Genomic DNA, 24,025 nt, shown 5'->3' on the forward strand with positions numbered 1-24,025 from the left:
GGTGAAGTACGAGTAGCGTCGTCTCGTGAGCACGATCATTGAGACCTCCGGGCTCAGCAAGAACTTCGGGCGCGTTCGCGCCCTTGACGGCCTCGACCTCGCCGTGGCCGAGGGCGAGGTGCACGGCTTCCTCGGTCCGAACGGAGCGGGCAAGTCCACCACGCTCCGGGTGCTCCTCGGACTCATTCGGGCGAGCGGGGGCGCGACCTCCGTCTTCGGCCTCGATCCGTGGAACGACTCGGTGGCCATCCATCGCCGTCTCTCGTATGTTCCGGGCGACGTGGACCTCTGGCCCGGCCTCACCGGCGGCGAGGCCATCGACCTCCTCACCTCGCTGCGCGGCGGTGCGGATGAGGCACTGCGGGCCGACCTGATCGACCAGTTCGAGTTCGACCCCCGCACGAAGTCGCGCAACTATTCGAAGGGCAACCGGCAGAAGGTGGCGCTCATCGCAGCCTTCGCACGACCGGCCGAACTCTATCTCTTCGATGAGCCCACCAGCGGCCTCGATCCCGTGATGGAAGCGGTGTTCCGACGACAGGTCGAGCGGGTCACTGCGGGCGGGTCCACCGTGCTGCTGTCGAGCCACATCCTCAGCGAGGTGGAGCAGCTCTGCGACCGGGTGACCATCATCCGGGTCGGGCGCACGGTCGAGACGGGCACCCTCAGCGAGTTGCGTCATCTCACCCGCACCGGTTTCACCGCGGTGACCACGGCGGATCTCGCCACCGTCGCGGCGCTCCCGGGCGTGCACCACGCCCGGCGGGACGGCGACAAGCTCCTCTTCGAGGTGGACACGGATGCCCTCGCCCCGGTGCTCTCGGCCCTCGCGGCATCCGGCACCAGCGGCCTGACAGTGGCTCCTCCTTCGCTGGAGGATCTGTTCCTCCGCCACTACGGCGACGACCTTGCGCGCGGCTCCGCGGCGGCGTCCTGATGCTGCGACTCCTGCGCGCGCAGGCGCGGCGCGATCGCTGGCAACTCCTCATCTGGATCCTCAGTACGGGGTTGTTCGCCGCGTTCAGCGCGACTGCAGTCCTCTCGGAGTTCGGCGGACTCACGGAGCGCACCGCGCTCATGACTCTCGCGGCGTCGAATCCCGCCCTCCTCGCCATCCGTGGCCTCCCGGACGGGGTCAGCCCCGGCGCCGTGATCACGTTCCAGGTCTTCACCTATCTCGCGATCATGGCTGCGCTGATGAGCACCTTCCTCACCGTGAGGCACACGCGGGGGGATGAGGAGCGCGGCCGGACGGAGCTCGTGGGGTCGACCCCGGTGGGGCGATCATCGTCGCTCGTCGCCACCCTCACCCTCGGCTCGCTTGCCAACATCGGCATCGCCGTGGCCGTGGCTCTCGGGCTCGTGGCATCCGGTCTCCCCGCTGCGGGCAGCGTTCTCACGGGACTCGCGACGGGCGCCGTCGGGCTCGCCTTCTGCGGCGTCGCCGCGGTGGCGGCCCAGCTCGCCCGGTCGTCAAGAGCGGCCAACTCCCTTGCCGGCGCCGCCCTCGCCCTCGCCTTCCTCCTTCGCGCCTTCGGGGATGCCCTCGGCACGCCCGACGCAAGTCCCCTCCGCCTCGTCAGCGCCTGGCCGTCATGGGTGTCGCCGATCGGCTGGGCCCAGCAGGTGCGCCCCTTCGGCGAGTCGACGGCCCTGCCCGTGCTGCTGGATGTCGCCCTGGCGGGTATCGGTGCGATCCTCGCCGTGGTGCTCGCGCGCCGGCGCGATCTCGGGTCGGGGGTGATCGGTGAACGCCCCGGCCGAGCTCGGGCCGCGCGCTCGCTGACCGGATCCTTCGGGCTCGCCTGGCGGCTTCAGCGCGGTGCCGTTATCGGGTGGTCGTGCGGAGCACTGCTGCTCGGGATCTTCGCGGGCGGGCTCGCCGATCCGGCAGTGGCAGCGGTGAAGGCGAACGCCTCTATCCGGGCGGCCGTGAGTGGGATCGTCTCCGGTGGCACTGCCGGACTGCTCGATGTCTTCGTCGCCGCGATCATGGCCTTCCTCGGAGTCCTTTCGGCGGGCGTCGCGGTGCAGGCCGTCCTTCGCGCCCGCACCGAGGAGACCGACGGTCACACCGAGCTCGTGTCTGCCGGTGCCGTGTCTCGCAGCCGGCTGGTCGTCGACGCGCTCGGGGTCGCGGCGCTCTCGATCGTCATCGTGCTCGTCGTCGGGGGGCTCGCGGCCGGGCTCGCCTTCGTCGCGGCTGGGCATCCGGATCGCTTCGGCATCACTCTCGCGGCGGCGCTCGTGCAGTTTCCGGCCGCGGTGATGTTCGCCGCGGTGAGCGTTCTAATCCTCGTACTGGTGCCGCGTCTCGCCGTGTCCGCCGGCTGGGGACTGCTGGCCGTCGGATTCGTCCTCGGCCAGTTCGGCGGGCTCCTCCGCCTGCCCGACTGGGTGCGCGACATCAGTCCGTTCACCCACACCCCCGTGCTGCCCGGCGCCGACGCTCGATGGTGGCCGGCGATCGTCGTGCTTCTGATCGCAGTCGGCGTGAGTCTCGCGGCGGCGGTCCTGACCCGCAGGAGAGACCTGGTGACATGAACGCCGCCGATCCGATCGACGAATTCGCGGAACAGACCGCCGCCACTCTCGCCGCGGCGGGATTTCCGCGCATGGCTGCGCGGGTGATGATGATCCTGATGACCGAGGAATCGGGCAGCGCGACCGCCGAGGAGCTCGCGGATCGACTGGGCGCGAGCGCCGCCGCGATCTCGGGGGCGGTGCGGTACCTGCAGACGCTGTCGATCATCCGCCGACTCACGATCCCGGGCACCCGCCGGCATCGATATGAGCTGCCCGACCACTTCTGGTACGCCACATCGAGCTCCCAGACGCCCCTTTATACCCATCTCATCGCCCTGTCCGAAAAGGGCGCAGCGGCGATGCCGGAGCACTCGAGGGCTCGGGATCGCGTGACGGAGATGCGCGACTACTTCGTCTTCATGAGGGAACGCCTGCCTGCACTGCTCGACGAATGGAAGGCGACCCGCCCGTGAGAGTGACGATCCTCGGCACTGCGACGCCGTATCCCCGCCCCGACAACCCGTGCTCGGGATACCTCGTGCAGCACGGCGCCACCTCGATCTGGGCGGATGCCGGCACGGGCACCCTCGCGGAGTTGCAGCGCCACCTGCGGCTCGCCGAGCTCGACGCCATCTGGATCTCGCACGCCCACGCCGATCACACCGCCGACCTGCTCACCGCGTTCTACGCCCTGCGTTTCGCCGACCAGGCACCACCGACTGCCATCCCGCTGATCGGGCCTCCCGGCCTCGTGGACCGGATGGTCGGGTTCCTCGGTCACCGCTCGGAGGCTCTGATCCCCGAGGTCTTCGACGTCACCGAGATGCGCGGCTGGCAGGAGCGCGTCATCGGCGACCTCGCCCTCGGTTGGGGTCCGCTCGACCACGGCGTGCCCGCGTTCGGACTCCGGGTCGAGGCCGGCGGATCCGTGCTGGCGTACTCCGGGGACTCCGCCTACTGCGAGAGCCTCGTCGAACTCGCAGAGGGTGCAGACCTGTTCCTGTGTGAAGCGGGGACTTCGCAGCATCCGCCGGACGGGGCGGTGCACTGCACGCCGGAGGATGCCGCCCGCCTCGCCCTCACGGCCGGTGCGAAGCGACTCGTACTGACGCATATCGCTGCTCCGGATGCCCGGAATCGGGCCCTCGCCGGGTTCCCGTCCGTCGAGCTCGCGTTGCCCGGCACGACCCTCGAGGTCTGACGCCGGCGGTCGGCGCCGACCGCCATTGGTGCGTCGACATCACCCGGCAGCCGATCAGCCCGACATCCTGCTGTTGGAGCGCCCAGCATCGCAAATTCTGCTGTTGGACGCCGCTGCCCGCCGGGCTCGCGCCACTTTCCCCAGCCGTCACCGCGCGGCCATTTCCACGGCTTAAGCTGGTCGGCATGACCGCCGCCTCCCCGCTCCCCTCCGGTATCCACAGCGAAGAACTCGACCCGGCGGTGCGTCCGCAGGACGACCTGTACCGCCACGTCAACGGCCGGTGGATCGACCGCACCGAGATCCCGTCTGACAAGGCCCGCTACGGGTCGTTCCACGTGCTCGCCGAAGAAGCGGAGAAGGCCGTGCGCGAGATCATCGTCGAGGCGCAGGGCTCGGCCGAGGGCACGGAGGAGCGCAAGTTCGGCGATCTCTACGCGAGCTACATGGACGAGGCGCGCATCAACGAACTCGGAGCGGCGCCGCTCACCACCGACCTCGCCGCAGTCGACGCGATCAGCGACATCCCCAGCTTTCTCGAGACGCTCGGGCGACTCGAACGCCAAGGGGTGAGCGGATTCTTCCAGCTCTACATCGATAACGACCCGGGCAACCCGGAACGCTACATCGCCCTCTTCGAACAGGGCGGACTCGGGCTCCCCGACGAGAGCTACTACCGCGATGAGAAGTTCGCCGAGATCAAAACCGCCTATGCCGGTTACCTCGAGAAGATGTTCACGCTCGCCGGATCGGATGACGCCGCGGAACGTGCCGGGCGGGTGCTCGGTCTCGAGACCGAGATCGCCGCATTCCATTGGGACAACGTGACCTCGCGCGACTCCGAGAAGACCTACAACCTCAGCACCTGGCACGCCGTCGTGACCACTGCATCCGAAGCCACCGACGGGCCGGATCTCAATCGCTGGCTCGACGCGCTCGACGCGCCGCACGGCGTCTTCGATGAGCTCGTGCTTCGCCAGCCCTCGTTCCTCGAGGGGGTCGCGGCGTTGCTGGATGCCGGCCACCTGGAGTCCTGGACCGACTGGCTGCGCTGGCAGGTCATCCGCTCGTCTGCCGCGTATCTCTCCGACGCCTTCGTCGAGGCGAATTTCGACTTCTACGGCCGCACGCTCTCCGGCACTCCTGAGTTGCGCGATCGGTGGAAGCGCGGTGTCTCGCTCGTGGAGGGCGCGATGGGCGAGGCCGTCGGCAAGATCTATGTCCAGCGCCACTTCCCGCAGGGCGCGAAGGCGGCAATGGATGTGCTCGTCGGCAACCTGGTCGAGGCGTATCGCCAGAGCATCACCTCACTCGAATGGATGACTGAAGCCACCAGGGCGCGCGCCATCGAGAAGCTGGAGAAGTTCACCCCCAAGATCGGCTACCCGGTGAAGTGGCGGGACTACTCCCGCCTCGAGATCAGCGCGACCGACCTCATCGCGAACCTGCGGGCGACAAGCGAGTTCGAGTTCCAGCGGGAGCTCGGCAAGATCGGCACCCCGCTTGACCGCGACGAGTGGTTCATGACCCCGCAGACGATCAATGCGTACTACAACCCCGGCTTCAACGAGATCGTCTTCCCCGCGGCCATCCTGCAGTACCCCTTCTTCGACGAGGGCCGGGATGCCGCGGCCAACTACGGCGCTATCGGCGCCGTCATCGGACACGAGATCGGCCACGGCTTCGACGACCAGGGCTCGAAGTACGACGGCGACGGCCGGCTCATCGACTGGTGGACGGCCGCCGATCGCGAGTCCTTCGAGAAGCTCACGGCGTCGCTCATCGAGCAGTACAACAAGCTCGCCCCCCGTCAGGTGCCGGATCACCACGTCAACGGCGCCCTCACCATCGGCGAGAACATCGGGGACCTCGGCGGCCTGTCGATCGCCTGGAAGGCCTATTTGATCTCCCTGGCCGGACAGGAGCCGCCGGTGATCGACGGCCTGACCGGGGCCGAGCGCTTCTTCCTCTCCTGGGCGCAGGCCTGGCAGCAGAAGGGACGTGACGAGGAGGTCATCCGCCTGATCGCGATCGACCCGCATTCGCCCAACGAGTTCCGCTGCAACCAGATCGTGCGCAACATCGAGGGGTTCTACGACACCTTCGGTGTTACTTCCTCGGATGAGCTCTGGCTCGACCCCGAAGAGCGCGTGACCATTTGGTAGTTGGCACCCGGGATCACGAGCGCCGGGAGCGACTGCGCGCACCACGCGTCGGTCGCCACCGCGGAGTCGGCGGAGCGGAGAGCTTCACCGGCGGCTTCACCGCGCTCGCGCAGCTGGCATACGCGGGCGCGACGGTCTCGGCCAGCGTCCTCGACCTGCGTACGGGACTCACTCTCGTCTCCATCGACGACCGTGTGGCGATGCCGACGGCGAGCGTCGGCAAGATCCTGCTGCTCATCGAGGTGTCGGCGCGGATCACCTCGCGCGATGCGGCCGGCTTCGGCATCCTCGACAAGACGCCCGGCGATTCCGTCGGCGATTCCGGCATCTGGCAGCGGCTGCAAGCGCCCGCGCTGCCCGTCACCGACCTCGCGCTGCTCGTCGGAGCCACCAGCGACAACCTCGCGACGAACGTTCTGCTGCGGCAGGTGGGGCTCGACTCCGTGCGCGCGCGCGGCGAGTCACTCGGCCTGTCTCGCACGGCCCTGCTCGATCTCGTGCGCGACCACCGCGGCCCGGATGACGCGCCGCAGCTCTCCATCGGATCCACCGCCGAGCTCTCGTGGCTCTTCTCCGCCCTCGCGCGGGGGCAGGTCGTCGATGCGGTCACCAGCAAGCGTGTACTCGGCTGGCTCTCCCACAACGCCGACCTCTCGATGGTGTCGAGTGCGTTCGGGCTGGATCCTCTGTCGCACCGCACTCCGGACTCCGGACTCCAACTGATCAATAAGACCGGCACGGATGTCGGGGTGCGGTCGGAAGCAGGGCTTCTCAGCGGATCGCGTACCGGCGTCGCGTACGCCCTGACCGTGAGTTTCGGTGGCACCGAACTCGCCGCTCGGTTGCGCGTGCTCGAGGCCATGCGCACCTTCGGGTACGACCTGCTGGAGTACGTTTTCTAGTACCCCCCGTTCAGGTGGTACTCATAAGGGTCACAGTTCGTGTAACGTTCGCTGAAGCACAGTTGTCTGAACCCGAAATCCACGCTGTGTCGCATTGCCAGTATTTCCCGACCCGAACCCAATCGGTTACCCAGCCGAACTGACGCCCCCGACGTCTGCATCACAGCCACTCCAACGCCCCCCGAAGCGTGAAGAGGCAGCCCTGTAATGCTCCCTGCCGAAGGCCGACGTAAATCTCCCTTACCCAGGAGCACGTCATGAAGAGAACCCTTGCCGCGATCACGACGATCGTGATCGCCGTAGGCATTGCCATCACCGGTGTATCGACCGCGACCGCCGACGACGCCGTCGCGCCGCCGCCTGCGACCACCGATGTGGTGGCGACCGACACCGCCACCGTCGACGCGCCGGCCGCGCCCGCGCCGGCTTCGGACGCGCCAGCAGCTGTGACGCCGCCGGCTTCCGACCAGGCGCCCGTCGCCGCGGCTCCTGCGGCGGCCGCGCGCGTTGCGGCGCCCGCCGAGACGGCGCCCGTCCCCGAGGCCCCGAGCTGCATCAGCGACCCGTGGATCACCTACACCTACGACAAGACCGATTCCACGGGAACCGTGCGCGTCTACTCCGAGGGCGCCGCCGCCGGCTCACCGCTGTGCTCGCCGCTTGCCGTGCGAGCGGCCTCCTGGCTCTACGACCTCCCCACTACCGGTGACGCACCGTCCTGGAGCCAGACCCTCGAGAAGTTCTCCGATGTCAACGTCGACAGCGTGGGAACCTTCTCGTACAGCGCGCCCAACGGCGGGATGACCTGCCGTCAGTTCGACATCTATGCCTCGTTCGCCGGATTCGACGCGCTGGCCCTGCCCACCCACCTCATCGGTGCACACAACCCGTTCGAGCCGCCCTACCTCGCTGAGGCCCTCGACTTCCGCGGACCCCCGCAGACGTACTTCGCGGCATCGTCACGGGGCTGCGACGAGCCGGTGATCCCGACCCTGCCGCTGACCGACCCGACACCCGTCACCTTCGTCGACACCTGTGGAACCGAGGCCGACACGGTAGTGATCCCCGCGTTGACCAGCGATGACCACTTCACCTACTCCACCTCCGAGACCGCGTCGGAGAGCGGCGCGCGCACTGTCACAGTCACCGCTGCACCCGATGCCGGTTATGGCTTCAGCTCGGATGCCGTGACCTCTTGGTCTCACACCTTCAAGACCGACGCGCAGAACAACTGCGTGACGATCCCCGGTGATCCAGAGGCTGTCGGCCAAACCTGTGCGGTCGATTCCGACGGCGTGGTGAGCGGTTACCTCACGGTCGCACCGGTCGCGGGCGTGGTCTACACGATTCACCCGGTGACGCCGACCGGCGCGGATATCACGGTGACCGGAGTGAAGACGAACGTGGCGCCGGGCGAGTACCTGATCACCGCGGCGGCCGAACCGGGCTTCATACTCTCCGGGGTGACCGAGTGGCAGCGCACGGTTGAAGACAATGCGGTGGACTGCAGTCTTCCCACGGACGCCTTCCTGCCGTCATCCGTCAGCTGGGTCGGCCAGACCTGCTCCACGAGCGGAACGGTCAGCGGCTACATCGCCATCGATCCGACGGACTTCCTCAGTTACTTCGTCGGCACCACGCAGCTCGTCTCGGCTCGCACGGCGTTCGCGCCTGGTACCTACGTGGTGACCGTTACGGCTCCGCCCGGCGACACGATCGATGGACCTTCGAGCTACACGGCGACCATCACGAAGGCGAGCACCAGCTGCGGAAACCTCGATCCGCAGAGCCTCACCACCCTGGCCTTCACCGGCTTCGATTCGGGAGCGGGCTACATCGCGGTGGCGTCCGGGCTCTTGATGCTCGGCGCGGCCCTTGTATTCGGGTCTCGCCGCAAGGCGAAGGCCTGATCCACCCCTGAGCGCGCGCCCCGCACTGGCCCCTGGCCGGTGCGGGGCGTGTTTCGTCTCCCGGCCGGCCGCGTCACTGTGTGTTCACCAGCAGGATTCGCGGCATCCGCACCTTCGACAGCTGGATCTCGGTCGCGAAAGGCCCCGCGGGATGTTGAACGCACCAACGGCGACGAGCACACACCCGGCTGTTTCGAGAACAGGCGTCCGTCCGCTGCGCGGCCGAGGGAGGCCGCCCCACCAGCGCGTGGGTCAGGCGGGAAGGTCCTGCACGTCGTCGGCCGCCGCGGTCGGCGAGACGTCGATGCCGAACAAGGCGGTCACCGCTGAGCTGAAAGACTCGCCCTCTCCGGCCCGGGCGAGCTCGCGGGCGCGTACCGAAGGGGTGTGCAGCAGCACACCGGTGAGGTGACGCAGGGCCGCTTCGATGCGCCCGTCGTCGTCACCTCGGGCGCGGACACGGTCGATCTCGGCCTCGAGAAGCCCGAAGACATGGGTGCGGAGAGCGACCACCGACGGGGTGAGCTGCTGTTCCGCGGTCGCCGCTGCGAACTCTGTGGCCGCGTTCACGACGAGCGCACGGGCATCCGTCGTCGCGGTGAGCTCTTCGAGAGGGGCGTGCAGGCTGATCGTCTCGAGATCGAGGAGCTCGGTGCCCGGCACCTGCGCGACATCGGGATGCACGTTGCGCGGCAGTCCGAGGTCGATCACGATTCGGCGATGCGTGCTCGTCGCCGGAGCGGAGAGGTGGGCCGCCGTCACTACTGGCGCCGCCGAACTGGTGCAGGTGATCACTACATCCGCCGCCGCGAGGGCGGCGACCAGGTCGACGCTCGCGCTGAGGCCGAGGCGGAGGGCGAAACGGGCGGCGCGTCCGGACGGAGAGAACACCGTGACATCCACTGCTCCCCGGTCCCGCAGTGCAGCGACCGTGGTGGCCGCGTACTGGCCGGTACCGACGATCAGCACCCGGGTCGTCGACCAGTCCGCGATGCGGCTGGAGGCGAGTTCGAGCCCGAGACGCACGAGAGAGCGGCCAGCGCCGCCGATCGCGGTCTGGTTCTTCACCTCACGAGAGGTGTTGGCGGCCTTCTGGAAGAGCCGTTCGAGGCCGGACGACGTCGTGCCGGCCGCGCGGGCCTCCTCGAGGGCCCGGCGCACCTGGCCGGAGATCTCGTCCTCGCCGACGATCACCGACTCGAGACCGGAACTCACCGAGAAGAGGTGTTCCGCGACGGCATCGCCGCTCAAGACGTTCACCGTTGCGCGGAGGTCCACCGGGTCGATGCCGCTCGCGGCTCCGATCACCTGCACCGAGTTCTCCACGGCGACGGCAGTGGCGGCCGTGAGTGGCTCGTCGATCTCGAGATACGCCTCGAAGCGATTGCAGGTGGCGAGCACGACCGCGCCGGAGACGAAGTCGCCGTCGTTCACCAGGATGCCCGCTGCCTGGGGCGCACCGATCGAGAGCTTCTCGAGGATCTCGAAGCTCGCGTTGCGATGGTTGGCGGTCAGACACAGAAGCACCCGCTTAGCCTACGTCTGCCCGGCACGGTCGGGCGGCGTAGGGCACTCCCAGCGCACTCGCCCATACTTAATCTCGTGAACCTCCCAGCCAGCCATCCCCTGATCGACGGCCGCACGGCTGATTCACCGCTCATCCGGGCCTATCGCGGCGATCGTCCGTCGACGATGCCGGTGTGGTTCATGCGCCAGGCCGGCAGGTCGCTTCCGGAGTACCGGGCCCTGCGGGTGGGCACGAAGATGATCGACGCCTGCCTCGACCCCGAGCTCTCCAGCGAGATCACCCTGCAGCCCGTTCGACGCCATGGCGTGGACGCGGGCATCTTTTTCAGCGACATCGTCGTGCCCCTGAGGGTCGCCGGCGTAGACGTCGACATCGTGCCCGGGCGGGGACCGGTGCTCGGTGCCCCGATCCGCTCGGCGGCGGATGTCGCGGCTCTCCGCCTGCTCGAGCCGGAGGCGCTCGCGCCGATCGCGGAGGGTGTCGCCCGCGCGGTCGCCGAGCTCGGCACCACTCCGCTCATCGGATTCGCGGGCGCGCCCTTCACCCTCGCCGCGTACCTCGTCGAGGGTGGCCCCTCCAAGGACCATCTGCGCGCCCGCACCCTCATGCACGCCGACCCGGCTACCTGGGACGCCCTGCTCGGATGGGCGGCGGACGTCACCGGAGCCTTCCTCCGTGCCCAGGTCCTCGCGGGCGCCAGCGCCGTGCAACTGTTCGACTCCTGGGTGGGATCGCTGTCCGTCGTCGACTACGAGAGCAGCGTCGCTCCCTTCTCCCGGCGGGCGATCGAGCACGTGACGGATCTCGGGGTGCCCGTCGTGCACTTCGGGGTGGGCACCGGTGAACTGCTGCGGTCGATGCACGCGATCGGGGTCGACGTGATGGGTGTCGACGACCGGCTGCCGCTCGATACGGCCTCCGCCCGACTCGGCGCCGACGTGCCACTGCAGGGCAACATCAATCCCGCGCTCCTCGCAGCCCCGTGGCCGGTGCTCGAGGCACACGTGCTCGATGTGATCGCCCGGGGCCGTGCCGCCACTTCGCATGTGCTCAACCTCGGGCACGGGGTGCCTCCGGACACCGACCCGGACGTGCTCACGCGCATCGTGCAGCTCGCCCACTCGCCCGCCGTCGTCCATGCCTAGCGCGATCGTCGTCGGCGGCGGGATCGCCGGCCTCGTGATGGCTCGCGATCTCGTACTCGGCGGCTTCGAGGTCACGCTGCTCGAGGCCACCGACCGTCTCGGCGGCAAGGTGGCCCGCCACACTGTCGCCGGACTCGCCCTCGACGCCGGCGCCGAGAGCTTCGCCACGCGACGCGGCACCGTCGCGGACCTCGCCCGCCAGCTGGGTCTCGAGTCCGGCATCGCCCGCCCGAATCCCGAGGGAGCCTGGCTCCAGACGGCGGACGGCCGGTCCTATCCGCTTCCGCGCACCGGCATCCTCGGCATTCCCGGAACCCCGATGGCGGCGGATGTGATCGAGGTGGTCGGATTCTGGGCTGCGCTGCGAGGCCAGCTCGACGAACTGATGTTCGGCTTCGCCGCGTCCAAGGAGCGGTCACTCGGGCGACTGGTGCGCCGCCGGATGGGCCGGAAGGTGCTCGAGCAGCTGGTGGCGCCCGTGACCCTCGGCATCCACTCCCGGCATCCCGACGAGCTGGACGTGGATGTCGTCGCGCCCGGCCTGCGCACGGCAATGCTGTCCACCGGATCGCTCGCGCACGGGGTCCGCCGGCTGCGGGAGGCAGCACCAGCCGGCACTGCGGTCTCGGGCATCGTCGGAGGGATGTTCGGCCTCGTCGAGGCCCTGACCCGCGACCTGGAGCGCTTCGGCGTGACGATTCGCCTCGAGACGCCGGTCGCCGCGGTGCACGCCGCGAGCGTGACGCTGTCCAGTGGTGTGGTGCTCGAGGCCGACCACGTGGTGCTGGCGGCCTCACTGGTGCCGGCTGGTGCCGCGGCGATCGTGCTCGCGACGCTCGTCGTGGATGCACCGGAGCTGGATGCCGCACCCCGCGGCACCGGCGTACTGGTGGCGCGCGATCCCGCCGACACCGAGCTGAGGGCGAAGGCGCTGACCCACGCGACCGCCAAGTGGGACTGGCTCGCCGAACGGGGGGCGCCGCATCGCCACGTGCTGCGACTCTCCTATGACGGCGCGGTGGCGGCCGGGGTCGGCGACTCCCCACTGCGGGAACAGGCCATTCGCGATGCCTCCGTGCTGCTCGGGGTGACGCTGGCCGAGGCATCCGTCGTCGAATTCGCGCGGGTGGAATGGACTGCACCCTCGGGCGCCCCCGAGTCGATCGCCGGCGTCACGCTCGTCGGCGAAGGAGTAGCCGGCACCGGGCTCGCGGCCGTCATCGCGCAGGCGCGAGCGGAGTCTGGACGTTTGCTGGAAGGGGTGGAGGCCTAGCCTCCGGGGGCTACTGTGGATTAGACCCCCAGATATATGCCCATTCGGGCACGCACAGGACGGAGCAAATCATGCGAGGCAAACTGCTGCTCGTCGTCGGACTGGCCGCCGGCTATGTGCTCGGCGCCAAAGCCGGACGCGGCCGTTACGAAGACATCAAGCGAGCCACAAGCAAACTCTGGGGCGACCCCCGGGTGCAGCGCCAGGTGAAGAACGTCGAAGGACGCGCGAAGGAATTCGCCAAGGATAAGGCCCCCGAGGTCGTCGACTTCCTCAGCGACGGCGCCAAGAAGGTCGTCTCCCAGGTGAGCGGATCGAAGTCGGCATCGGGAAAGTCCCCGGCGGCGCGATCTGCAGCGGCGGCCAAGCCCGCTTCCGCCAGCGGTAAGTAGCGGCTCGTGAACGACGACGCCACCGCGCGCAAGTCGCTCTTCTCCCTCATCGCCGATCTCCCCCGTCTCGTGATCGGGCAGGTGAAGAACGAGATCGAGCAGTTGAAGAGCGAGCTCATCGCCAAGATCAAACACGCCGGCATCGGAGTCGGCCTCTTCGCGGCGGCCGGATTCATCGCCTTCTTCCTCTTCGCCGTGCTCATCGCAGCGGCGGTGCTGGCCTTCGCGACCATCGTGCCGGGCTGGCTCGCCGCTCTCATCGTCGCCGGCATCCTGTTGGTGATGGTGGTGATCCTCGTGCTGGTCGGGCTGCGCCAGGTGAAGCAGGGCGTTCCGCCCGCACCCACCGAGACGATCAAGAGCGTGAAGAAAGACGTCAACGTGATCAAGGGACTGGGAAAGAGGGAGAACCGATGAGTGACACGACATCCTCCGATTCGATCGAGACCAGGATCACCGCCACGCGCTCGGAGCTCGAACAGACGCTCGACGAGATTGAGGACCGACTCAACGTGCCGAAGCAGGTGGGCAAACTGACAGCTAAAGTGCAGTCCTCCTACGAGGAGAACCCCGTACCGTGGATCATCGGAGCGACCACAGCGGTGGTCGTCATCGGCGGCATCGTGGCCTGGGCGATCTTCGGCGACGACTAGATCCCGTCGATCGGCAACCACCAGTACCGAAAAGCTCTCGCTCACTGACGCTCGGCCGCTTTTTGTTCTCGCAGAGATGCGGGGGAGGATAGACGGCATGAGCACCACCCCGATCCCGGACGGGCCTCCCGTCGGCGACGCCAGCAGTCCCGAAGACCACGCACAGCACGGCCACACTCTGGCCGGCTACACCCTCTGGGCGGTCTTCCGTCGTGATGCCGGGGCGCCGGCCGGTGGCGATAGCGACTCTCTCTCGGCTGCGGTCGCGGTCGTGGAGGCGGCCGGAGTCACCGTGCGCGGTTTCTACGACGTCTCCAGCCTTCGGGCGGACGCCGACCTGATGATCTGGCTTCACGGCGGAGCTCCGGAGACCTTGCAGTGGGCGCTCCGTGAACTGCGCCGCAGTGCTCTGCTGCGCACCCTGCACCCCACCTGGAATGCCATGGGGGTGCACGTGGATGCCGAGTTCTCGGCCAACCACCGCCCGGCTTTCATGCGGGACACGGAGCCGGAGACCTGGCTTACCGTCTATCCCTTCGTGCGCTCGTACGAGTGGTACATCCTGCCGGAGGAGGAGCGCCGCGGCATGCTGGCGGACCACGGGCGCAAGGGAGGCGCCTACCCGCAGGTGCTCGCCAATACCGTGGCATCCTTCGCGCTCGGCGACTACGAATGGATCCTGGCCCTCGAGGCGCCGGAGCTCGTCGACCTCGTCGACCTGATGCGTCACCTGCGACAGACCGAAGCACGCCGTCACGTTCGCGAAGAGGTGCCGTTCTATACCGGCCGTCGCATCCCGGTCTCCGACATCCCCGAGGTGCTTCGATGACCATCACGAATGGCGAGCTCACCGGGGACCTCACCGGCCCGCTGGTGCGCGGTGCGACTGATGCCGCGAAGCACGGCCCCGAGCACGTGACCGAGGCCACGGCCTATGACGCCATCCTGCTCGCGAGCTTCGGCGGGCCGGAGGGGCAGGACGACGTCATCCCGTTCCTGCGCAACGTCACCCGTGGGCGAGGGATCCCCGACGAGCGGCTCGAAGAAGTGGCTCACCACTACCGGGCGTTCGACGGAATCAGCCCCATCAACCAGCAGAACCGCGAGCTCAAGGCGGCCCTCGAGGCCGAGCTCGAGCGCCGCGGTATCGACCTGCCGGTGCTGTGGGGCAACCGCAACTGGGCGCCGTTCATCCGCGACGCCGTCGTCGAGGCGAACGACCGCGGGTTCACCCGGCTGATCGCCATCGGCACGAGTGCCTACAGCTCCTACTCCAGCTGCCGCCAGTATCGCGAGGACTACGCGGCCGCGCTCACCGACTCTGGCCTCGACGGCGTGATCCAGATCGATAAAGTGCGCCAATTCTTCGACCACCCCGGCTTCGTCACGCCCTTCATCGAGGGCCTGCGCACCGGCCTCGCCGAGGTCGCCGCGGCCGGCATCCCGCTCAGCGAGACTCACGTGCTGTTCTCCACCCATTCGATCCCGTCGACGGATGCCGCGAAGAGCGGTCCCTCGTTCCGTGGTTTCGGCGAGGGTGGCGCCTACGAAGCTCAGCACCGGGCGGTCGCGGAGGTCGTGATCGCGGCCCAGCATCCGGATGGTCTCGACACGCGCGCGGAGCGCGCTACTCGACCGGCAGAGGCGGAGCGCGCTACTCGACCGGCAGAGGCGGTGGAGTGGAGCCTCGTCTTCCAGTCGCGCAGTGGACCGCCAACGCAGCCGTGGCTCGAGCCCGACATCAACGACGCCATCCGTGAGCTGTCCGGTAACGGCATCCGCGCGGTCGTCATCGTGCCTCTCGGCTTCGTGAGCGACCACATGGAGGTGAAGTGGGATCTCGACACCGAGGCGATGGAGACCTCCCACGAGCTCGGTGTGCTCGCGATCCGCGTGCCGACGCCCGGCATCCACGCGGCCTATGTGTCGGGCCTCATCGACCTCGTGCTCGAGCGCCGCGACGGGGTGCCGGTGGCCGAACGCCCGGCTCTCACCGAGCTCGGACCCTGGTACGACGTCTGCCGCTCGGGATGCTGCGAGAACGTGCGCCTCGGATTCAAACCCGCGCTCGCGGGACTGACTCCGTGAGCGGAGAGGGAAGCATCCTGCGAATCGGCACCCGCGGAAGCGCGCTCGCGCTCGCGCAGACCGGTGTGGTCGCCGCGGCCGTGGCGAAGGCATCCGGCCTCGAGGTCGAGATCGTGCCGATCGCCACAGAGGGCGACCACTCCACGGCATCGCTCGCGACTCTCGGAGGTACCGGGGTTTTCGCCAGTGCGCTGCGCGAGGCGCTCATCGCCGAGACCTGCGACCTCGTGGTGCACTCGCTGAAGGACCTTCCGACCGAGGCTTATCCGGGACTACGCATCGGCGCGATTCCGAAGCGGGCGGATGCCCGGGACGCCCTGTGCTCCCGCGATGGCCTCACCCTCGACGCTCTCGCGGCTGGCGCCCGGGTCGGCACGGGATCGCCGCGTCGCGCCGCGCAGCTGAGAGGCTGGCGCCCCGAGATCGAGGTGGTCGACATCCGCGGCAACGTCGACACTCGCCTTCGCAAGGTGGCCGATGGTGAGTTGGATGCGGTGGTCCTCGCCGCGGCCGGGCTCGGCCGGATCGGCCGGCTCGATGCCGTCACCGAGTACTTCGAGCTCGGCACATGGGCCACGGCTCCCGGCCAGGGTGCCCTGGCGATCGAGGTTCGGGACAGCTATTCGAGTTCGTTCGCTGCCGTCCTCAAGACGATCGATCACCCGTCCACCCGACTCGCGGTGCTCGCGGAGCGCGCCGTCCTCGCGCGGCTCGAGGCCGGTTGCGCTGCACCGATCGGGGCTGCCGGGGTGGTCGACGGCGAGATGCTCTTCCTCACCGCCACCGTCTACGCGCCCGATGGCAGCAGCTCGCTCACCAGTTCGCACGCTCTGGTGCTCGAGGGAAGCCCGTCGGAGCGCGCGCTGCTACCGACGGAGCTCGGCGACCGGGTTGCCGGTGAGCTGCTCGCCCTCGGTGCGGCGGACATCGCGCCGATCGGAGCCCTCTCGTGACCCCCTTCCGCAGCCTGAAGCCACTGGCCGGATGGCGCGTGCTCGTGCCGCGCGGCGGCAACTGGGGTGACGGGGTGGCCGCGAACCTGCGCACCTACGGCGCCGTGCCGGTGATCGCTCCGATAATCAACTTCGCCAGCGCCGAGAACGCGATGGAGCTCTCCGATGCCCTCAAGCGACTCGAGAACGGCCGGTTCGACTGGCTGGTGATCACGAGCGCCACCACGGTGGATGTGCTCATCAGCCAGCAGGTGACCATTCCTCCCACCACCCGCATCGCTGCCGTCGGCGAGACCACCGGCGCCGCACTCACTCTCGCGGGCTACCAGGTCGACTTCGTGCCCGAGAGCGACAACTCGGCCCGCGGACTCGTTAAGGAGTGGCCGGCCTCCGACATCGTGGGACGGGTGCTCATTCCGCAATCGGACATCGCCGAGCCGACCCTCGTCGCGGGGCTTGCCACCCTGGGGCTCGAGGTGGAATACGTCTCCGCCTACCGCACGGTCGGGGTGCCCGTCTCCGAGCATGTGGCGGCAGATGTCGCGTCCGGACGCATCCGCGCCGTGCTCATCACCTCTGGCAGCGTCGCCCGCCAGGTGCAGGCACAGCTCGCGCCGCTACCCGACGAGACTGTCGTCGCCGCCATCGGGCCGCGCACCGCGTTCGATGCTCGCGCGGCCGGGTTGACCGTGCACGTGATCGCCGAGTTCCGCTCCGCGAGTTCCCTCGTGGAGAGTCTCGCGGAATACGTGATCGCGCATGGCGAAGACCACGCCGGCGATCAGGCGGGCGCCTCGTGACCGGCCCGAACATCCGCCCCCGCCGACTGCGTGCGACACCGGCGATGCGCCGGCTGGTGGCCGAGACCCGTATCCATCCGGCCGAGCTTGTGCTTCCGATGTTCGTGCGCGAGGGAGTGCGCGAACCGGTGCCGATCTCCTCGATGCCCGGGGTGGTCAACCACTCACTCGACTCCCTGCGACGTGCAGCAGCCGAGGCCGCCGAGGCGGGCGTCGGCGGCGTGATGCTGTTCGGAATCCCGGAGTTCAAGGACTCTGTGGGTTCCGGCGCGACGGCCGACGACGGTATCCTCAACGTCGCGACCCGCGCGGTGGTCGCCGAGGTCGGCGACGCGCTCGTCGTGCAGACCGACCTGTGCCTCGATGAGTTCACCGACCACGGCCATTGCGGAGTGCTCGCGGCCGATGGCAGCGTCGACAACGACGCCTCCCTGCTGCGTTACCGGGACATGGGCGTCGCGCAGGCCGCCGCCGGGTCTCAGCTTCTCGGTCTCAGCGGGATGATGGACGGCCAGGTCGCTGCCGTACGCGAGGCACTCGACGGCAACGGCTTCGGCGGCACCGCCATCCTCGGCTACGCGGCCAAGTACGCTTCCGCGTTCTACGGTCCGTTCCGCGAGGCCGTGGACTCTTCGCTCGTCGGCGATCGCCGCAGCTACCAGCTCGATGCCGGCAACCGTCGGGAAGGGCTCCGGGAGGTGCTGCTCGATGTGGAGCAGGGCGCCGACGTCGTGATGGTCAAGCCGGCCATGAGCTACCTCGACGTGCTCGCGGATGCCGCGGCCGTGAGCCCGGTGCCCGTATGGGCCTATCAGGTCTCCGGCGAATACGCGATGATCGAGGCCGCCGCCGCGAACGGGTGGATCGATCGTCGTCGCGCTGTCGAGGAGTCGGTCGTGAGTATCAAGCGCGCCGGAGCCGACGCGATCCTCAGCTACTGGGCCGTCGAGCTGGCGGGGTGGCTGCGCTGATGGGACTGTGCTTCTGATGGGACTGTGCTTCTGATGGGCGCGAACGAGACCTACTTCACGCGGGCGAAGCTCTCCATCCCGGGCGGCGTCAATTCGCCCGTGCGAGCCTACGGCTCCGTCGGCGGCACGCCGCGCTTCATGGTGTCGGCCCACGGTGCCTACATCACGGATGCGGACGGCCGCGAATACGTCGACCTCGTCAGCTCCTGGGGTCCCGCGATTCTCGGCCATGCGCATCAGTCCGTCGTCGCGGCGGTACAGGATGCCGCGGCTCGCGGCCTCTCGTTCGGAGCATCCACTCCCGGCGAGACCGAACTCGCCGAGCTCGTGCGCGAGCGGGTGCGTGTGGAGTCCACCAACAGCTCCGGCCAGCTCACCGGGTCGGTGCAGAAGGCGATCGAGAAGATCCGCCTGGTCTCGACCGGCACAGAAGCGACGATGACGGCCATCCGTCTCGCCCGAGGATTCACCGGTCGCGAGCTGCTCGTCAAATTCGCCGGGCACTATCACGGGCACTCCGATGCGCTTCTCGCAGAAGCCGGGTCGGGTCTCGCGACGCTCACGATGCCCGGCTCTGCCGGCGTGACCGCAGCGACCGCAGCCCAGACGATCGTGCTGCCCTACAACGACCTCGATGCCGTACGGGCGCTCTTCGCGGTGCAGGGCAAGAACATCGCCGCGGTCATCCTGGAGGCGGCCGCGGCCAATATGGGGGTCGTGCCCCCGGATCGTGGATTCAATCGCGAGCTCGCCGCCATCGCGCGAGAGAACGGCGCACTCGTGATCTTCGACGAGGTGCTGACCGGATTCCGCGTCGGCCCGGCCGGCTGGTGGGGGCTCGAGGCCGCCAGGGTCGTGCCCGATGGGGCGGGCTGGATCCCCGACCTCATCACCTTCGGCAAGGTCATCGGTGGAGGCATGCCCCTCGCCGCGCTGGGCGGTCGTGCCGACGTCATGGACTACCTCGCCCCACTCGGCCCGGTCTATCAGGCCGGCACGCTCAGCGGCAACCCGGTGGCGGTCGCCGCCGGTATCGCCACGCTGCGAGCCGCGGATGCGTCGGTCTACGCTCGCCTGGATGCGGTCGCCGACCGGCTCTCCGGCGCCGTCTCGGCCGCCCTGGACGCGGAAGGCGTCGCGCACTCGGTCCAGAGGGCCGGCAACCTGTTCTCGTTCGCCTTCTCCGCCGCGAAGCCCCGCAACTACGACGATGTGCGCGCTCAGCAGTCGTTCCGCTACCCGCCCTTCTTCCACGCGATGCTGGACGCGGGCGTGTCGCTTCCTCCCTCGGTCTTCGAGGCGTGGTTCGTCACGGCCGCGCACGACGAAGCAGCAGTGTCCCGCATCCTCGAGGCGCTTCCGGCGGCGGCGAAGGCGGCCGCGGCCGCGGTGCCCCCGGGGCAGTAGGCCGCCTGCGGCCGTGCGTTCGCTGGTCGAGTAGGCCGCCCACGGCCGTGCTTTTTGCTGGTCGAGTAGGCCGCCCGCGGCCGTGTTTTTTGCTGGTCGAGTAGGCCGCCCGCGGCCGTGTCGAGACCCGTGCGCCGTCACATCACATCCAGCCGGGACTAGATGCGGGTTCGCCCGACTCCAGCCCGCAACGACTCCCGACTCGATTGCCGAGCTCTTCTGTACGGAGTTCGACTCGCGGGAAGATGCGGGTGCGCCATGCGGAAGGTCGCATCTACTCCCGACTCGGATTCGGGCGGCATCCTCCTCTCGCGCGGCAGCGTCGGGCCGCGCGGCAGCCTCCGGCCGGCCGGCGGCCTCCTGCCGGGCGGTATCCTTCTGCGACCCGGCCTCAGGCCAGCGACGCCGCCAGGAAGATGATCGCGAGCAGCGGGAGAACTCCCTGGATGGCCGCAGGTCGGGCGTTCGAACGCCCCGTCGAGATCAACACGAGCGCAGCGAGCACCATGCTGCCGGTGCCCATGAAGATGAGGGCGAGTCCGGCCGGACGACTCGGCGTGAGAAGCAGCATGCCCACGACGATGCCGATCGTGAGGAACAGGTTGTAGAAGCCCTGGTTGTAGGCCATCGGCTTGAGGGTGTCGGCATCGGCCTGGTTGGCGATGCCGAAGATCCTCCAGGTGCTCGGCTTCGTCCACCGCAGACTCTCGAGCATGAAGATGTACACGTGGATGAGGGCGGCGAGCCCCGCGAAGACGAGCCCGATCACAAACAGTGCAGTCATGCTCGCAAGTATGGCGGATGCGTGAGCGCGCATCAGCCGAGAGGGGCACCACTGCCCGACATCAGAATCTCGACGAGTGGGCGCTTCAACATCAGGAATTCGGATGTTTCGGCGTCCACCTGCTGTTCGGCGCACCGGTGCGGGGCAGGCGACGCCGCGCCCGCAGGACGCAGGCCCCGGTGGCGCCACCGCACTTCGCGTCAGCCGAAGAGGATCGCGGCCTCGTCGTAGCGGGACTGCGGCACGGTGTTGAGCTTGCCGAGGGCATCCTCGAAGGCGACGTGGGTGATGGACGTGCCGCTGAGCGACACCATGCGCCCCCAGCGGGCGTGGATCACCGAGTCGACCGCCGCCATGCCGTAGCGGGTGGCCAGTACCCGGTCGTAGGCGGTGGGCGTTCCGCCGCGCTGGATGTGGCCGAGTGTCGTCGCCCGAGTCTCGATCCCCACGCGCGCCTCGATCTCCGGCGCGATGAGCTCGCCGATGCCACCGAGGCGGGGGCGACCGAACGCGTCGAGTCCGCGCTCGGAGTGGGCGTCATCCATGGTGTCGAGGTGGAAGCCTTCGGCCACGACGACCAGCGGTGCGCGACCGCGGTCCACGACGGACTGCACCCAGGCGACGATCTGGTCCATCGAGGTCTTCTGTTCCGGGATGAGGATGGCGTGGGCCCCGGCCGCCATGCCGGAGTGCAGGGCGATCCAGCCGACGTGGCGACCCATGACCTCCGCCACCATGCAGCGGCCGTGCGAGTCTCCGGTGGTGCGGAGGCGATCCATGGCGTCCGTCGCGATCTGCACGGCGGTGTCGAACCCGAAGGTGTAGTCGGTGGCCGACAGGTCGTTGTCCACGGTCTTCGGCACGCCGACGATCTTGATTCCGGCGTCGGTGAGGCGCTTGGCGGCCGCGAGGGTGCCCTCTCCGCCGATCGCGATGAGGGAGTCCACGCCGAGCCGCTCCATATTGGCCCGCACGACATCCGCTCCGCCATTCTCTTCGAACGGATTGGTGCGCGAGGTGCCGAGGATCGTGCCGCCCTGCTTGCCGATGCCCTGGATGTCCTTGCGTTCGAGCGGGATGACGTCACCCTCGACGACGCCGCGCCATCCATTGCGGAATCCCACGAACTCCTGTTTGTAGATCTGGGTGCCCTTGAGTACGGCGCCGCGGATGACCGCGTTCAGCCCGGGGCAGTCTCCGCCGCTGGTGAGGATTCCAATGCTCATGTGCCCATCATTCCGTAGGTTGGCCGCCTGCCGATCACACCCGCACCGGGGGTGCTCGCTAGAGTCGGGGAAAGCGCAGACCGCGGGGGGATGCGCGCCCACGATCCAAGGAGCATCATGACCGAACTCAACGGGGTCCCGATCCCCAATCCGTCCGACGGCCAGAGCCCGACCACGCCCCCTCCCGCGCCACAGGCACCGGATGCCTATGCCTCATCCGCCCCGACGGGCTATGCCCCGTCCGCCGCTGTAGACCCCGGACGCACTCTCGGAATCGTCGGCCTCGTCCTCGCGTTCATCGTGAGCCTCGCCGGCATCATCGTGAGCGCGATCGCCCTCAGCCGGTCGAAGAAGGCGGGCTACAAGAACGGCATCGCGCTCACCGGCCTGATCCTGTCGATCGTCTTCTTCATCGTCGGGACGATCGTCACGGTCCTCGTCATCGTCGGACTCGTCGCCTTCGGCAGCCAGTGTGCTGAACTCGGCAACGGGGTGCACGAACTCGGCAACGGCAGCACGATCACCTGCAACCTCTAGCGGGTCGCGTCCGCGGATAGGGCGATCGGATGCTCGGGGCACGCGGTCTCGGCGGCGTGCTCCTCGCACACCACCAGTTGCACCCGGCAGGCCAGGTCGCTGCAGTTCTGCATGTGCTTCGTGGCGGTGCCGCAGCGGTAGCAGTGCCCGATCACCTGCGAGGCGGCGCTGAAGTCCATCGACATCCGATTGTCGAATACATAGAGCGAGCCCTTCCACAGCCCTGAATCGCCATAGGTCTCGCCGTATTTCGCGATACCGCCCTCGAGCTGGTAGACCTTCTCGAACCCGCGGCTCACCATGAGTGAACTCAGTACCTCGCACCGGATGCCTCCCGTGCAGTAGGTCACGACCGGCTTGTCCTTGAGGTGGTCGTAGCGTCCGCTATCGAGCTCGGCCACGAACTCCCGGGTGTTGCCCACCGGCGGCACCACAGCATCCGCGAATCTGCCGATCTCCGCTTCGAAGGAGTTTCGGCCGTCGAAGAAGACCACCTCTTCGCGCTCGATCAGCTCGTGCAGCTGGTGCGGTGTGAGCTTGGTTCCCCCGCCGACGACGCCGTTCTCGTCGACGCGCAGTTCGCCCGGTGCCCCGAAGCTCACCAGCTCGTCGCGCACTCGGACGCTGAGACGGGGGAAGTCGTCTCCGGCTCCTTCGCTCCACTTCGCGTCGAGGGTCTTGAAAGCGGGATGTTCGCGCGTGGTGCGCAGGTAGGTCTTGACCGCCCGCAGCTCGCCGCCGACAGTGCCGTTGATACCGTGCTCCGAGACGATGATGCGCCCGCCGAGGCCGAGCGAGCGGCAGAGGTCGCGCTGCCAGAGCCGGATCGCCTCGGGGTCGGCGAGCGGGGTGAACATGTAGAACAGCAGGATCTTGGGAACAGCCACTGCCCGAGTCTAGATTCCGAGGGTGTCGCTTTCACGGTGTGCGGTCGGCGAGCATCCGGGTCATTGTCGCGATCTCGGGCCGCTGGCTCGCGATCACACCGCGCGCGAAGGTGAGGATCGCCGGGTTGTGCGCTCGTTCAAGCGCGGCATCCGCCATCTCGATCGCACCGCGATGGTGCGCGATCATCACAGTGAGGAAGGTGCGCTCGGCCTGCACCCCAGACTCGGTGCTGAGGGCGGCGATCTGCGCGGGGGTGGCGAGGCCGGGCATCGCCGTGCTCGACCCGCTCATCGTTTCGTGCCCGCCGTCATCGGTCATCCAGGCCATCGATGGTTCGCTCGACGCCTGCGGCAGTCCCCACAGGGTGAGCCAGCCGTAGAGCTGGCCCGACTGCTGCGCCTGGGTGGTCTCGATGTCGTAGGCGAGCCTTCGGACAGCGGGATCGGCTGTGCGCTCCCTGATGAGGATCGCGAGCTCGACCCCCTGGTCGTGATGCACCTGCATGTCACGGTCGAAACCGGCATCGGCGCTTGTGTTCGAGGGGCGCGCCGTGTCGAGTGCGCTGAGGCGACCGATCGAGAACGCGAGGAGCGCGACGACGACGATCACGACCACGGCTGCCGCTATGAGCCCAAACCGGCCGCTGCGGCCGCGCGCCGGAGCAGGACTGCTCACG

The 24,025-nt window shown here is 68.6% G+C and carries 24 protein-coding genes; 19 read left to right on the plus strand and 5 right to left on the minus strand.

All coding sequences use genetic code 11. The features are described 5' to 3' along the window. The first annotated feature begins 25 nt into the window (after nucleotides 1-25). The 7 genes from ACVXZ4_RS00315 to ACVXZ4_RS00345 all read left to right on the plus strand — a co-directional run bounded on the left by ACVXZ4_RS00315 (nucleotide 26) and on the right by ACVXZ4_RS00345 (nucleotide 8,704). On the plus strand, nucleotides 26-937 hold the full coding sequence (locus tag ACVXZ4_RS00315) for an ABC transporter ATP-binding protein (protein WP_461796268.1): 912 nt from the start codon (nucleotides 26-28) through the stop codon (nucleotides 935-937). Next, the gene (locus ACVXZ4_RS00320) at nucleotides 937-2,544 is read left to right on the plus strand and encodes an ABC transporter permease (protein ID WP_461796269.1); all 1,608 of its coding nucleotides are present in this window, start codon (nucleotides 937-939) and stop codon (nucleotides 2,542-2,544) included. The genes ACVXZ4_RS00315 and ACVXZ4_RS00320 overlap by 1 nt, the downstream gene beginning before the upstream one ends. Continuing rightward, the gene (locus ACVXZ4_RS00325) at nucleotides 2,541-2,999 is read left to right on the plus strand and encodes a GbsR/MarR family transcriptional regulator (protein ID WP_461796270.1); all 459 of its coding nucleotides are present in this window, start codon (nucleotides 2,541-2,543) and stop codon (nucleotides 2,997-2,999) included. The genes ACVXZ4_RS00320 and ACVXZ4_RS00325 overlap by 4 nt, the downstream gene beginning before the upstream one ends. Then, complete coding sequence (locus tag ACVXZ4_RS00330) at nucleotides 2,996-3,727, plus strand: MBL fold metallo-hydrolase (protein ID WP_461796271.1); 732 nt, start codon at nucleotides 2,996-2,998, stop codon at nucleotides 3,725-3,727. Before ACVXZ4_RS00325 ends, ACVXZ4_RS00330 begins: the two co-directional genes overlap by 4 nt. A 185-nt stretch (nucleotides 3,728-3,912) precedes the next feature. Next, nucleotides 3,913-5,892: a M13 family metallopeptidase gene (locus tag ACVXZ4_RS00335; RefSeq protein ID WP_461796272.1), complete on the plus strand. Its 1,980-nt coding sequence runs from the start codon at nucleotides 3,913-3,915 to the stop codon at nucleotides 5,890-5,892. Further along, complete coding sequence (locus ACVXZ4_RS00340; protein ID WP_461796273.1) at nucleotides 5,886-6,794, plus strand: serine hydrolase; 909 nt, start codon at nucleotides 5,886-5,888, stop codon at nucleotides 6,792-6,794. Before ACVXZ4_RS00335 ends, ACVXZ4_RS00340 begins: the two co-directional genes overlap by 7 nt. A 257-nt stretch (nucleotides 6,795-7,051) precedes the next feature. After that, nucleotides 7,052-8,704 (plus strand): hypothetical protein, encoded by a 1,653-nt coding sequence (locus ACVXZ4_RS00345; RefSeq protein WP_461796274.1) that lies wholly within the window; start codon nucleotides 7,052-7,054, stop codon nucleotides 8,702-8,704. A gap of 252 nt (nucleotides 8,705-8,956) precedes the next feature. Here ACVXZ4_RS00345 and ACVXZ4_RS00350 read toward each other — a convergent pair whose 3' ends face one another. After that, on the minus strand, nucleotides 8,957-10,231 hold the full coding sequence (locus ACVXZ4_RS00350; RefSeq protein ID WP_461796275.1) for a glutamyl-tRNA reductase: 1,275 nt from the start codon (nucleotides 10,229-10,231) through the stop codon (nucleotides 8,957-8,959). Between the two features lie 75 nt (nucleotides 10,232-10,306). On the opposite strand from ACVXZ4_RS00350, the gene hemE reads away from it, so the two are divergent. The 11 genes from hemE (at nucleotide 10,307) to hemL (ending at nucleotide 19,914) form a co-directional block, all read left to right on the plus strand. Then, a complete protein-coding gene (gene hemE / locus ACVXZ4_RS00355) occupies nucleotides 10,307-11,377 on the plus strand; it encodes a uroporphyrinogen decarboxylase (RefSeq protein ID WP_461796276.1) in 1,071 nt (356 codons plus the stop codon). After that, nucleotides 11,370-12,650, plus strand: a complete 1,281-nt coding sequence (locus ACVXZ4_RS00360; protein WP_461796277.1) for a protoporphyrinogen/coproporphyrinogen oxidase — start codon at nucleotides 11,370-11,372, stop codon at nucleotides 12,648-12,650. The genes hemE and ACVXZ4_RS00360 overlap by 8 nt, the downstream gene beginning before the upstream one ends. 71 nt (nucleotides 12,651-12,721) lie before the next feature. Beyond that, entirely contained in the window at nucleotides 12,722-13,042 is a 321-nt protein-coding gene (locus tag ACVXZ4_RS00365; RefSeq protein WP_461796278.1) for a YtxH domain-containing protein, read from the plus strand. A gap of 6 nt (nucleotides 13,043-13,048) precedes the next feature. Continuing rightward, nucleotides 13,049-13,459 carry a phage holin family protein gene (locus ACVXZ4_RS00370; RefSeq protein WP_461796279.1) on the plus strand — a complete coding sequence of 137 codons (411 nt, stop codon included), beginning with the start codon at nucleotides 13,049-13,051 and terminating at the stop codon, nucleotides 13,457-13,459. Further along, on the plus strand, nucleotides 13,456-13,695 hold the full coding sequence (locus ACVXZ4_RS00375) for a DUF3618 domain-containing protein (RefSeq protein WP_461796280.1): 240 nt from the start codon (nucleotides 13,456-13,458) through the stop codon (nucleotides 13,693-13,695). Before ACVXZ4_RS00370 ends, ACVXZ4_RS00375 begins: the two co-directional genes overlap by 4 nt. Before the next feature lie 97 nt (nucleotides 13,696-13,792). Beyond that, nucleotides 13,793-14,524 carry a hydrogen peroxide-dependent heme synthase gene (hemQ, locus tag ACVXZ4_RS00380; protein ID WP_461796281.1) on the plus strand — a complete coding sequence of 244 codons (732 nt, stop codon included), beginning with the start codon at nucleotides 13,793-13,795 and terminating at the stop codon, nucleotides 14,522-14,524. Beyond that, nucleotides 14,521-15,783: a ferrochelatase gene (locus ACVXZ4_RS00385; protein ID WP_461796282.1), complete on the plus strand. Its 1,263-nt coding sequence runs from the start codon at nucleotides 14,521-14,523 to the stop codon at nucleotides 15,781-15,783. The genes hemQ and ACVXZ4_RS00385 overlap by 4 nt, the downstream gene beginning before the upstream one ends. After that, the gene (hemC, locus tag ACVXZ4_RS00390; RefSeq protein WP_461796283.1) at nucleotides 15,780-16,736 is read left to right on the plus strand and encodes a hydroxymethylbilane synthase; all 957 of its coding nucleotides are present in this window, start codon (nucleotides 15,780-15,782) and stop codon (nucleotides 16,734-16,736) included. The genes ACVXZ4_RS00385 and hemC overlap by 4 nt, the downstream gene beginning before the upstream one ends. Continuing rightward, nucleotides 16,733-17,536: a uroporphyrinogen-III synthase gene (locus ACVXZ4_RS00395; protein ID WP_461796284.1), complete on the plus strand. Its 804-nt coding sequence runs from the start codon at nucleotides 16,733-16,735 to the stop codon at nucleotides 17,534-17,536. Before hemC ends, ACVXZ4_RS00395 begins: the two co-directional genes overlap by 4 nt. A gap of 44 nt (nucleotides 17,537-17,580) precedes the next feature. Further along, nucleotides 17,581-18,507, plus strand: a complete 927-nt coding sequence (hemB, locus tag ACVXZ4_RS00400) for a porphobilinogen synthase (protein ID WP_461798027.1) — start codon at nucleotides 17,581-17,583, stop codon at nucleotides 18,505-18,507. A 33-nt stretch (nucleotides 18,508-18,540) separates the two neighbouring features. Next, a complete protein-coding gene (gene hemL, locus ACVXZ4_RS00405; protein ID WP_461796285.1) occupies nucleotides 18,541-19,914 on the plus strand; it encodes a glutamate-1-semialdehyde 2,1-aminomutase in 1,374 nt (457 codons plus the stop codon). Nucleotides 19,915-20,305: 391 nt separating this feature from the next. Here hemL and ACVXZ4_RS00410 read toward each other — a convergent pair whose 3' ends face one another. Both ACVXZ4_RS00410 and ACVXZ4_RS00415 read right to left on the minus strand, forming a co-directional pair. Next, nucleotides 20,306-20,689 (minus strand): DUF1304 domain-containing protein, encoded by a 384-nt coding sequence (locus ACVXZ4_RS00410; protein WP_461798028.1) that lies wholly within the window; start codon nucleotides 20,687-20,689, stop codon nucleotides 20,306-20,308. Between the two features lie 209 nt (nucleotides 20,690-20,898). Continuing rightward, nucleotides 20,899-21,924 carry a 6-phosphofructokinase gene (locus tag ACVXZ4_RS00415; RefSeq protein ID WP_461796286.1) on the minus strand — a complete coding sequence of 342 codons (1,026 nt, stop codon included), beginning with the start codon at nucleotides 21,922-21,924 and terminating at the stop codon, nucleotides 20,899-20,901. A 117-nt stretch (nucleotides 21,925-22,041) separates the two neighbouring features. Between ACVXZ4_RS00415 and ACVXZ4_RS00420 the strand changes: the two genes are divergently transcribed. Next, complete coding sequence (locus ACVXZ4_RS00420) at nucleotides 22,042-22,461, plus strand: DUF4190 domain-containing protein (protein ID WP_461796287.1); 420 nt, start codon at nucleotides 22,042-22,044, stop codon at nucleotides 22,459-22,461. Here ACVXZ4_RS00420 and trhO read toward each other — a convergent pair. Both trhO and ACVXZ4_RS00430 read right to left on the minus strand, forming a co-directional pair. Further along, nucleotides 22,458-23,348 carry an oxygen-dependent tRNA uridine(34) hydroxylase TrhO gene (trhO, locus tag ACVXZ4_RS00425; RefSeq protein WP_461796288.1) on the minus strand — a complete coding sequence of 297 codons (891 nt, stop codon included), beginning with the start codon at nucleotides 23,346-23,348 and terminating at the stop codon, nucleotides 22,458-22,460. The two genes, ACVXZ4_RS00420 and trhO, sit on opposite strands and share 4 nt — an antisense overlap. A 31-nt stretch (nucleotides 23,349-23,379) precedes the next feature. Next, nucleotides 23,380-24,024 (minus strand): DUF305 domain-containing protein, encoded by a 645-nt coding sequence (locus tag ACVXZ4_RS00430; RefSeq protein ID WP_461796289.1) that lies wholly within the window; start codon nucleotides 24,022-24,024, stop codon nucleotides 23,380-23,382. Nucleotide 24,025 lies beyond the last annotated feature (1 nt).

It is taken from the genome of Lacisediminihabitans sp. FW035 (assembly GCF_054880895.1).

Coding starts and splice junctions, on each gene's coding strand:
- ACVXZ4_RS00420 (WP_461796287.1), top strand. CDS start 22,042: ATGACCGAACTCAACGGGGTCCCGATCCCCAATCCGTCCGACGGCCAG.
- ACVXZ4_RS00375 (WP_461796280.1), top strand. CDS start 13,456: ATGAGTGACACGACATCCTCCGATTCGATCGAGACCAGGATCACCGCC.
- hemB (WP_461798027.1), top strand. CDS start 17,581: ATGCGCCGGCTGGTGGCCGAGACCCGTATCCATCCGGCCGAGCTTGTG.
- hemL (WP_461796285.1), top strand. CDS start 18,541: ATGGGCGCGAACGAGACCTACTTCACGCGGGCGAAGCTCTCCATCCCG.
- ACVXZ4_RS00385 (WP_461796282.1), top strand. CDS start 14,521: ATGACCATCACGAATGGCGAGCTCACCGGGGACCTCACCGGCCCGCTG.
- ACVXZ4_RS00320 (WP_461796269.1), top strand. CDS start 937: ATGCTGCGACTCCTGCGCGCGCAGGCGCGGCGCGATCGCTGGCAACTC.
- ACVXZ4_RS00345 (WP_461796274.1), top strand. CDS start 7,052: ATGAAGAGAACCCTTGCCGCGATCACGACGATCGTGATCGCCGTAGGC.
- ACVXZ4_RS00365 (WP_461796278.1), top strand. CDS start 12,722: ATGCGAGGCAAACTGCTGCTCGTCGTCGGACTGGCCGCCGGCTATGTG.
- hemQ (WP_461796281.1), top strand. CDS start 13,793: ATGAGCACCACCCCGATCCCGGACGGGCCTCCCGTCGGCGACGCCAGC.
- ACVXZ4_RS00325 (WP_461796270.1), top strand. CDS start 2,541: ATGAACGCCGCCGATCCGATCGACGAATTCGCGGAACAGACCGCCGCC.
- ACVXZ4_RS00335 (WP_461796272.1), top strand. CDS start 3,913: ATGACCGCCGCCTCCCCGCTCCCCTCCGGTATCCACAGCGAAGAACTC.
- ACVXZ4_RS00360 (WP_461796277.1), top strand. CDS start 11,370: ATGCCTAGCGCGATCGTCGTCGGCGGCGGGATCGCCGGCCTCGTGATG.
- ACVXZ4_RS00415 (WP_461796286.1), bottom strand. CDS start 21,924: ATGAGCATTGGAATCCTCACCAGCGGCGGAGACTGCCCCGGGCTGAAC.